This window comes from Sphingomonas populi, assembly GCF_004208535.1.
GTDB lineage: Bacteria > Pseudomonadota > Alphaproteobacteria > Sphingomonadales > Sphingomonadaceae > Sphingomonas > Sphingomonas populi.
On record NZ_SGIS01000038.1, the window covers coordinates 41643 to 50843 of the forward strand.

Below are 9201 nucleotides of genomic sequence, written 5' to 3' on the forward strand. Positions count from 1 at the left end.
GAGACGCACGCACGGTGTGGAAGCGCAAGATCGTATCTACGGTAGGAGAAAGGAGGGAAGGCAACTGAAAAATAATGGAACGAACTCGTTCCTACGATATTGCGTTCTTACGCCGGTCGGTCATGATGCGGCATACATCGGCACGTCTGATGTCCGCCTCAGGAGGGCTGCGTTGAAAATATCCATCACAACCGGCGTTGCGATCGCCACGGTGTTGTTTGCCATCCCGGTCTCTGCGCAGCGTGCCCCGCGGGTTTTTCCGGTCGCCACGACCCCGGTGCTGGAGGACAATTTTCCGGTGGTGCCCGTCGCCTTTCCGGGCGGCGTGAAGGCGTATCGCGACATCGTCTACCAGACCAATCCTGGCTTTCGTCCACAGGTCGTCGATATCTACGTTCCCGCGACACCGGGACCGCATCCGCTGGTCATGTTCATTCACGGCGGCGGCTGGATGGGTGGACATACGCGCCATTCGGGCGCACTCGCCGATTTCCCTAAGGTGCTCGCGTCGCTGGCGGCGGAGGGCTTCACGGTCGCCAGTCTCGAATATCGCCTGTCGAACGAGGCGCCATTCCCGGCGCAGTTGCAGGATTCGAACGCCGCGCTGCGCTTTCTGCGGGCGCATGCCGACGACTATCGAATCGATCCCAAGCGGGTCGGCGTGTGGGGTGGCTCGGCCGGCGGGCATCTTGCCGCGCTGACTGCGGTGACGTGCCGCAACACGGCGCTGGACCCGGCATCCGCGGATGATGGCTGTGCGCAGGCGGCGGTGACGTGGTACGGCGTGTATGATTTTGCGAGTATGGCCGCGGCGCGGGATGGCAATGCCGCGGGCGGGAAGTTGCTCGGCTGCGGCAAGACCTGCCCGCAGGATAAGGTTCGCGCGGTCAGTCCAGTGACGTATATCGACGCGAAGGATCCGCCTTTCTTGCTCATCCACGGCGATGACGACCAGGTCGTGCCGGTCGTGCAATCGCATTTGGGCGAGGCGGCGTTTAAGAAGGCAGGCGTCCCGGTTGAATCGATCTATATTCCCGGCGTCAATCACAGCTTCATCGGCAAGACTGCGGAAATCACCCGGGCGGCAACGCTGCGTGCGACCAACGCAACTTTCGACTTCTTTCACGCAAAGCTCAGGGTATCGAACGAATGAAGCGGCGGCGTCCCCGTCACCGCGATGATCGGGCGTTAGCGATGTTGAACGGCGCTTCGCCGCGTCTCGTTTAGCTGCCCCTGAAAGCCGCGCGATCGGATGGATTGCGGACGCGAATTGTGGCTTGGATTTCAGACCAAGCGCCTCGCGGTCGTGCCCGATTGGGCCGATGCCTCAGGGGAAAACCGTGATCAATGCCATCGCAACGGTTTCGCTGAGCGGCACGCTGGAGGGCAAGTTACGGGCCGCTGCCGAGGCCGGAAATTTTCGACGCTGATTTCGTCGCATCCGCAATGACGCCGGGCGAGGTGAGGGCGTTGCTCGACGAACTCGGCCTGGCGTGCGTCTTGTATCAGCCGTTCCGCGATCTCGAAGGCATGCCCGACCCGTATCGGTATCGTGCCTTCGTGCGGATAGCGCAGAAGTTCGACGTGATGCGCGAACTGGGTTGCGACCGAATTCTGCTCTGTTCGAACTGCTCGCCGTACGCTTCGCCCGATCGCGGTCGCATCGTCGCTGACCTGCGCGAACTGGGCGATCTGGCTGCGGGCTACAATATCCTCGTCGGCTATGAGGCACTGGCCTGGGGCGTCCACGTCAACGATCACCGCGTCGCATGGAAGATCGTCAAGGCGGCCGATCGGCATCCTGCTGGCCGCGCACGGCATCGCCCGCATGCCCGTCCCGTCCAATTATCACGATGATGCCGCAGTTAAATTCGGGCTGGACGATGCGCAGGACACCGGAATGCGAGCGAACGACATGCTGATCGACGAGGAGGCACCTGGCCGCCGGTTCCGCCAGATCTACAGCCGCGCCTTCGCCAAGACTTTCTTTTCGAATTCGTCGAACGTATCGGCGGATATGAGGGTTAGGGGGCGCCCAACGCCCCGATCCGCCTCGCCGCGCACAGCCGGTTCCGCGCCCCCGAGACGCCCGACTGACCGCCGCGATCGACCCTGCTCAATCGATGACGATCCGTTCAACGTTGCCGAGAACGAAGATGTACGACAGCGCGCCCATTAGCGCGATGCAGCCGATGAATGCCAGCGCGTAGAAGAAACTGCCTGTCGTTGCCACGATCGCCCCGATGATGATCGGCGTGACGATCCCGGCCAGGTTCGCCGCAAGGTTGAACACGCCGCCCGTGACGCCCAGCATACCCTCCGGCGCGATGTCCGACACCAACGTCCAGCCGAGCGCCGCCATCCCCTGTGCGAAGAAGGCGAGGCTCAGGATTGCGATCACCACGCGGTTGTCATCGACGAAATTGGCCGACACGATCGTCGTTGCCAGTAACAGGCCCAGGGTGATCGGCAGCTTGCGCGCGACGTTGGGCGACTTGCCTTGGCGCAGCATCCGGTCCGACCACCATCCGCCGAATAGCACGCCGACGGAAGCGGCGATGAACGGCATGACGGCGAAGAAGCCGATCTGCATCCAGTCCATGTGCCGCTCGGTCGCGAGATAGGTCGGAAACCAGGTCAGGAAAAAAACGAGCGTCGCGTTGCCCGCGAATTGGCCGAGGCAGATGCCCCACATCTGCCGCCGCCGCAGCATCTGGCCTGCCGCGCGCCAGTCGAACGCCTGCCGCACCGGCTGGTCGGTCAGTCCACCACCGGCGACAATCTCGGCCAGTTCGGCGGCATTGGCGTGGCTCTCGCGCGGCTCACGATATCTCGCCCACCAGACGACCGCGAAGGCCAATCCGAGCACGCCCGCGCCGATGAATAGCGACCGCCAGCCAAACGTCGCCATCATCGCGAACAGGATCGGGCTTAGGAAGGCGAGGCCGATATATTCGCCGACCGTATACACGCCGGTCGCGAATGCGCGCTCCTGACGCGGGAACCAAGTCGCCACGACGCGACTGTTCGCCGGGAAGCAGGGGCTCTCCGCCATCCCTAGCAACAGTCGCAGTCCAAGCAGCGACGTGATCCCGCCGACCAGCGCGTGCAGCAGGGTGAAGAACGACCAGAACCCAACCGACAGGAAATAGGTCAGTCGCGTACCGAACCGGTCGAGAAACGCGCCGCCCGGCACTTGCGACGCGGCGTACGTCCAACTGAAGGCGGAGAACACCACGCCCATCAGCGCAGCGTTGATGCCGAGTTCTCTGGTCAGCGACGGCGCGGCGATGCCTAGGATCGTGCGGTCGAGATAGTTGATCAGCGTACCTGTCGCGATCAGGCCCAGCATGCCGAAACGAACCTGCGTGGCAGGCAAGGGCGCAGCAAGCGCGTCGGGCGAAGGGCTGCTAACGTCGGTGTGCGACACGTCGCTTCCCCTTCCTTATCTATTATTGCAGATAGTTAAATACGAACTAGTTCGTTCCGTCAATCGCTTCATCGCTGTGCTGGATTCGTACTGTCGTTATCGCGCCTTGATTGCTCGCGCTCCATTCGGCAACGGTTTGCCGCGACGGCGCGGGATACGAACGCAGGGGACACGACGATTATGGCAAACCTGCAGGAAGAGAGGCCGGACGACGGCGTGGAGTTGGGCGTGCTCACCGATCTCGCCGGCTATCATCTGCGGCGTGCATCCGCAGCCTTCGCCGCCGATTTCGCCCGCGTGCTGGAGGGGACGGGTATGCGGCAGGTGCTGTTCGGCGTCCTGTCCGTCGTCGCCGCCAATCCGGATATCAACCAAGGCATGGTTGGCCGCAGTCTGGGAATACAACGCGCCAACATGGTCGCATTGATCAATGAGCTGGTCGAACTGAACCTGGTCGAGCGCGAAGTGGCGAAAGACGACCGCCGCGCCTTCGCCCTCCGTCTCAGCCCGATCGGCCAAGACATACTGGCCGAATGCATTCAGCGCATCCGCGCGCATGAAGAGGAGATGCTGTCCGATCTCGCGCATGACGAACGAGGCCGGCTGATCCGCCTGTTGATGCGGATTGAAGCGAAAGAACGCAGTTAGTAACGCCGAGATTCAGGCCGTAAAGAAGCTGGCACGCATCCGGTCGCGATCCGCCGCCATGCCCGTGATGATTTCGAACGCGGATGCCGCCTGGTTGATGACCATACCGCTGCCATCCAACGTGCGGCACCCCTTTGTGCGTGCAACGCCGAGCAGTTCGGTTTCCAGGGGGAAATAGACGATGTCGGCGACCCAATGGCGTGGTTCGATCCGCGCCGCATCGATCGGCAGGCCAGGGTTGGAGCGCAGACCGACCGGGGTTGCATTGACGATGCCGTCGATCTCAACCGTGTCGCGGTCGTGCGGCGCACGCACTGCAACCTTCTCCGCGCCGAAACGCGCCCGAAGCATCGCGGCCAGCCCGCTGACGCGCTCCATATCGATGTCGGCGATGTCGAGCCGCCCAACCCCAAGCGACAACAACGCGGTTGCCACTGCGGCACCCGCACCGCCCGCGCCCAGTTGCAAGACGCGGTCCATCGGCGCGCCATCCAGACCCTCGATCACGCTCTGGCGAAAGCCCGACATATCGGTATTGTATCCGATCAATCGCCCATCGCGGATCGCGACAGTGTTGACCGCGCCGACGATGCGCGCGCTGTCGTCTAGCGCGTCAAGCGATGCGATCACCTGCTGCTTGAACGGATAGGTCACGTTGAACCCGGCAAACCCGCAGTCGCTGACGTCCTGGATCACCGATGGTAGGGCGGCGTCGTCCAATGAACGCTGCGTGAAATCGATCAGTTCGTAGCTGAGCGCTACCCCCTGTGCCCGCGCCTCCTGCTCGTGGAGCCAAGGAGAGCGAGACTTGGTTATTGAGCGGCCGATAAGGCCGGAATGTAGCATTTTGTTTCTTTCTGATCGCAAAAATCAAATGAGGGTGGCGTGTGTGACGCGGAATTAGATCAAGCAATCTATGTCAGTGCCTGGAAATTTGCAGGATTCGAGCGACTTTCTTGTAAATAGTGGAAATCGTCAGGCCCGAAGCTGAGGTAGATTGATGACGGCTGCGTGCTGAAAAGACATCCCGGCTTTTTCGTCAATAGCTGTCAATAAAACATCCGGCTTTTCGTATCGGCTAGACCCCGTGGCAGCGTTACGGGATTGCGAAGTCCGCATAATATATTGAAAATACGTAGTTTTAATGTCGAGCGACGTTGAAGAAATGAAACGGAAAGACACAAACCTTCTGCATCGTATCCTGCCTCTGATCGCCGCGTTTCCGATCGGCCGCAATCAAACGCTTATGGTACGGACTTGTACCTGTCAATATATTCGGGGCGTTCCCGTCCGCTATACGATCAGGTGCGGCTACCCCCGTTATCTCAGCGGAATTGATCCTGGTCGTGCCCACTCATCTTGACAGCGGTACGGACACGTTCAATAAAATGGAATGCGATATAACAATTGGCCGCTTGTGCCATTGGAGGAGGGCCTCTCATGCGGATTCGATGCGCCCTCGGCGTGGCGGCGGCTATAATGGCGCTTTTGGCATGTCGAATGTCCGACGCGCAGCAGGCCGCGCCAGCCCAGACGATCGCGCCGCAAGTGCTGGCTGCGGTCGAGCAAGTCACCGTTGCAGCATCCGGCCAAGCCAATGTCGAATCGGCGGTACGCGTTTGCGTTCGCGGTTTTGGGCAGGTCTGAGCGATGTCTCCGCTGATCGTCGAGAAAGGAAGTGCCATGCGCTTGGTAGTTATCTCATCCTTTGCCGCAATGCTCAGTACCGCGCCCGCCGGCGCGCAGTCCGTTGCCGCGCAGCCAAGCAGCGATACGGCGGTGCAGGCTTGTGCCGCCCTTATCCATTTGCCGGGCGCTGCGCTGGGGGATCCCGCTGGCATGGTGGAACAGGCTCACCTCGTCGCCGCAGGCCCGGCCCCTGTTGATCCACGGCCCGGCGCCCAGCCCGGACCGCCGCTGCCACAGCATTGCGAGGTGTTCGGCAAGCTCCAGGATCGCGCGGGTGCCAACGGTCAAGCCTACGCGATCCGCTTCCACATGCGCCTGCCAATCGAGTGGAACGGACGGTTCTTCTTCGGCGGCGGCGGCGGCTCTAATGGGATCGTCGGTGCGGGAACAGGCAATCTTCTCGGAGCGCAGCCCGATACGGCGCTCAATCGCGGCTATGCCGTGGTTAACCAGGACTCTGGCCACGACAATGCCCGCAACAACGATCCGAAGTTGCAGGGCACTGCCACTTTTGGTTGGGATGCGCAGGCGCGGCGCAATTATGGATATGCCTCCATTGGCACGGTGACCACGGCCGCCAAGGCGATCATCCACGCTTACTACGGCCGGCCCGCGGCCTATTCCTACTTCGTAGGCGGTTCCAAGGGCGGGCAGGAGGCTTTTATGGCCGTGCAGCGCTTCGGCCGCGAGTTCGATGGCGTGCTCGCCGGCTATCCCGGGTTTCGCCTCGCTACCGCCGCCACCGCAGGCGAGATGTGGGACAACCAGGCCTTTGCCGCTGTCGCCCGAGAGGCCGGCGCGCTCGGCAGCGACGGCCTCCCCCTGCTCAACCGGGCCTTTTCCGACGAGGATTTGGCGCTGGTCGCGGGTGCCGTGCTCGATGCGTGCGATGAGCTCGACGGTCTGAAGGACGGCATGATCTTCGCGTTCACCCGCTGCACCACGGCGCGGGTGCGCCCTGTGCTGGCGCGTATGACATGTCGCGGCGACAAATCGGCTTCCTGCCTCAATTCGGCACAGGTCGCGGCGCTCGTTCGGGTTTACGACGGCGCCCGCGATCGCGCCGGCAAGCTGCTCTATGCGCCATGGGCGTGGGATGCCGGCATCGGGGGCCGCTCCTCGAACGGCTATTTCAACGGCTGGCGCCAATGGAAGATCGGCAGCGCCGCGTCGCCGACCAACAATGCCGCCAACGTCACGCTGGCGGTTGGCACCGTGTCGGCCGTGTTCACTTCGCCGCCGACGCCTGTGCCGAACGACCCCAAGTCCTATGTCCGCTATGCGATGGGACTGGATGTGGCGGCGACGGAAGCCGCTTCGCGGCGAAAATGGGGGCCATTCAACGAGTCGAGCGTCGATTTCATGAACGCGGATGCGCGCGACCTGAGCGGCTTTACCGGCCACGGCGGCAAGCTGCTCGTCTTTCATGGTGTCAGCGATCCGGTTTTCTCGATCATGGATACGATCGCGTGGTTCGACCGGGTGAACGCCTTCGAGAAGGGCAAGGCCGCGCGCTTCCTGCGGCTTTTCGCGGTTCCCGGCATGAATCACGGGGGTGGAGGCCCATCGACGGACCAAGTCGATTATTTCTCGGCATTGGTTGCCTGGACGGAGCGCGGCACGGCGCCCGACCGGCTTGTGGCGACCGCCCGTGCCACTACCGCCTGGAACGGCCGCACACGCCCGCTTTGCGCTTTTCCGCTTCTGGCTCGCTATACCGCCGGCGATCCGGAGCGCGCCGCTTCCTTCACCTGCGGCTGACACACGGACGCTGTGACTAGATGTTAGTTGCCGACGAAGGTTTCCGAATTCGGGCCGACTGACGTACTCGTCACAAGCGTGTCAACGCTTGCCCCGTCAGTCGATCGGAGGGCGCCAGTGCGGCGTTGGGGCCGGTCGCGACCGCCCTGGCGCTGATCGGCAATGATCCAGACCCGCCGTACGAGCGCCCAGCATTGTCGGAGAAAGATCTGGCGGGCCACCAGCCTTCCGAGCGGCTGCGCATCCGGCCGCAGGCGTTCGGGCGCGAGCGCGGCAGTGCTCTGCTCCCGGCGGCGCTCTCCACACCGCCGATTGGCTGCAATAAACTTTCTCAAAGGGCGCGTGCTTTTTTTGTTTCTTGGTATAACAATTGTTGGTACGAACTAGTCCATACAAATGGACAAGCGGACGGTGAGCAGACTCGCCGCTGCATCTTCTAGGGGAGGTTAGCATGGGGTATCGTAAGCAGCTTTTGGTCACGGCAAGCGCAATCGCGGTGCTCTCGGCACCCGTCCAAGCGCAGCAGGCGCCGACTCCAGCGGGGGCCTCTGGCGCGCCGGGTACCCTTGGAGGGGCTCCGAATTCTTCGGCGGTGTCTCCGCCGGCGGCCACCGCTGGCGGCGTGCCCGTGACAGCGCAGGAGCCAGAGGCGCAAGCCGGCGCTCGGCAGTCAGATGAAATCGTGGTGACAGGCTCTCGCATCGCTCGGCGCGACTATGTAGCCTCTAGCCCAATCGTTACGCAAACGGCTCAGGCGATCCAGGCGACTGGCAAAGTCAATATCGAAGACGCTCTTAATGAGTTGCCCCAGTTCGTGCCCGGGCAAGGCGCTAACACTAACGTGAGTGGTGGCGGTGGCAGGGCCACATTGAACTTGCGGGGACTCGGCGAGCAGCGGAATCTCATCCTTCTGGATGGCAGGCGATTGCCGCTCGCTAGTGCCTTTGGCATAGTTGACGTCAATATCATCCCGAATAATATTCTTCAGGGCGTTGAAGTAATCAGCGGCGGTGCTTCCGCTGTTTACGGATCCGATGCAATTTCAGGTGTTGTCAATTTCAAGACACGGCAGCGTGTTCATGGCGTCGAGGCCGACGCGCAATATCGCCTCTCCGATCGCGGCGACGCAGCGCAGCAGGATGCGGCGATCGCGGCGGGAACCGATTTCGCTGGCGGACGTGGTAATGCGTTGCTTACCCTAAGCTACACGCACCGTGACGAACTTCTCGGAGACGCTCGAGAATTCTATAAATTTGGGACGCCTTCGGGCAACATCGCAGGGGGGGCGGCATCGTTCGGAAGCAACTTGCCCACTCAGTCTGCTGTGAACGGAGTGTTCTCTAGGTATGGGTACGCGACCGGGACTGTCGCAAACAGTTCGGCGCTCGGGTTTAACGACAACAATAGTCTCTATGCGATTCGCGGCGGGTATAATGCGCAGGTTCCCGGCAACTACGGACTCGTGAATGGAAGCCTTTCGGAGTTTACCGCCGTCAACAATACGGTTATCGCGCCCCAGGACCGATACTCGGCTTTTGGGCGTGTAATACCAAGATTCACTGATCAGAACTCGCGAGCCCAATCACGCAGGCCGATAGACATGATCTTCCAGGGCTGGTCGACCAGCTTGTTCCAGGCGTCGCAGCAATGGTCGACGATGTCGTCATAGGAGC

At 62.0% G+C, this 9201-nt stretch carries 7 protein-coding genes and 1 pseudogene; 6 read left to right on the forward strand and 2 right to left on the reverse strand.

What is annotated here, in order from left to right; genetic code table 11:
• Positions 1-16: 16 nt before the first annotated feature.
• A complete protein-coding gene (locus tag EWE75_RS19565; protein WP_231708459.1) occupies positions 17-1153 on the forward strand; it encodes an alpha/beta hydrolase in 1137 nt (378 codons plus the stop codon).
• Positions 1154-1446: 293 nt separating this feature from the next.
• Complete coding sequence (locus EWE75_RS19570; protein ID WP_231708460.1) at positions 1447-1857, forward strand: sugar phosphate isomerase/epimerase family protein; 411 nt, start codon at positions 1447-1449, stop codon at positions 1855-1857.
• Positions 1858-2116: 259 nt separating this feature from the next.
• On the opposite strand, the gene EWE75_RS19575 is transcribed toward EWE75_RS19570, so the two are convergent.
• Positions 2117-3430 (reverse strand): MFS transporter, encoded by a 1314-nt coding sequence (locus EWE75_RS19575; protein WP_206364820.1) that lies wholly within the window; start codon positions 3428-3430, stop codon positions 2117-2119.
• A gap of 180 nt (positions 3431-3610) precedes the next feature.
• On the opposite strand from EWE75_RS19575, the gene EWE75_RS19580 reads away from it, so the two are divergent.
• Positions 3611-4078, forward strand: coding sequence for a MarR family winged helix-turn-helix transcriptional regulator (locus tag EWE75_RS19580; protein WP_130159792.1), 468 nt, complete (start codon positions 3611-3613; stop codon positions 4076-4078).
• A gap of 12 nt (positions 4079-4090) precedes the next feature.
• Here EWE75_RS19580 and EWE75_RS19585 read toward each other — a convergent pair whose 3' ends face one another.
• A complete protein-coding gene (locus EWE75_RS19585) occupies positions 4091-4924 on the reverse strand; it encodes a shikimate dehydrogenase (RefSeq protein ID WP_130159793.1) in 834 nt (277 codons plus the stop codon).
• A 654-nt stretch (positions 4925-5578) separates the two neighbouring features.
• Between EWE75_RS19585 and EWE75_RS25140 the strand changes: the two genes are divergently transcribed.
• From EWE75_RS25140 to EWE75_RS25660, 3 genes and pseudogenes are all read left to right on the forward strand, one after another.
• Entirely contained in the window at positions 5579-5725 is a 147-nt protein-coding gene (locus EWE75_RS25140; RefSeq protein ID WP_165388456.1) for a hypothetical protein, read from the forward strand.
• Positions 5726-5728: 3 nt separating this feature from the next.
• On the forward strand, positions 5729-7528 hold the full coding sequence (locus EWE75_RS19590; RefSeq protein WP_130159794.1) for a tannase/feruloyl esterase family alpha/beta hydrolase: 1800 nt from the start codon (positions 5729-5731) through the stop codon (positions 7526-7528).
• A gap of 451 nt (positions 7529-7979) precedes the next feature.
• Positions 7980-8567: pseudogene (locus EWE75_RS25660) on the forward strand (TonB-dependent receptor plug domain-containing protein); the annotation flags it as partial.
• Positions 8568-9201: the final 634 nt, after the last annotated feature.

What these genes read in the sequence shown, in the direction of transcription:
- EWE75_RS25140 (WP_165388456.1), top strand. Translation starts at nt 5,579, where the DNA reads ATGTCCGACGCGCAGCAGGCCGCGCCAGCCCAGACGATCGCGCCGCAA.
- EWE75_RS19585 (WP_130159793.1), bottom strand. Translation starts at nt 4,924, where the DNA reads ATGCTACATTCCGGCCTTATCGGCCGCTCAATAACCAAGTCTCGCTCT.
- EWE75_RS19590 (WP_130159794.1), top strand. Translation starts at nt 5,729, where the DNA reads ATGTCTCCGCTGATCGTCGAGAAAGGAAGTGCCATGCGCTTGGTAGTT.
- EWE75_RS19570 (WP_231708460.1), top strand. Translation starts at nt 1,447, where the DNA reads ATGACGCCGGGCGAGGTGAGGGCGTTGCTCGACGAACTCGGCCTGGCG.
- EWE75_RS19580 (WP_130159792.1), top strand. Translation starts at nt 3,611, where the DNA reads ATGGCAAACCTGCAGGAAGAGAGGCCGGACGACGGCGTGGAGTTGGGC.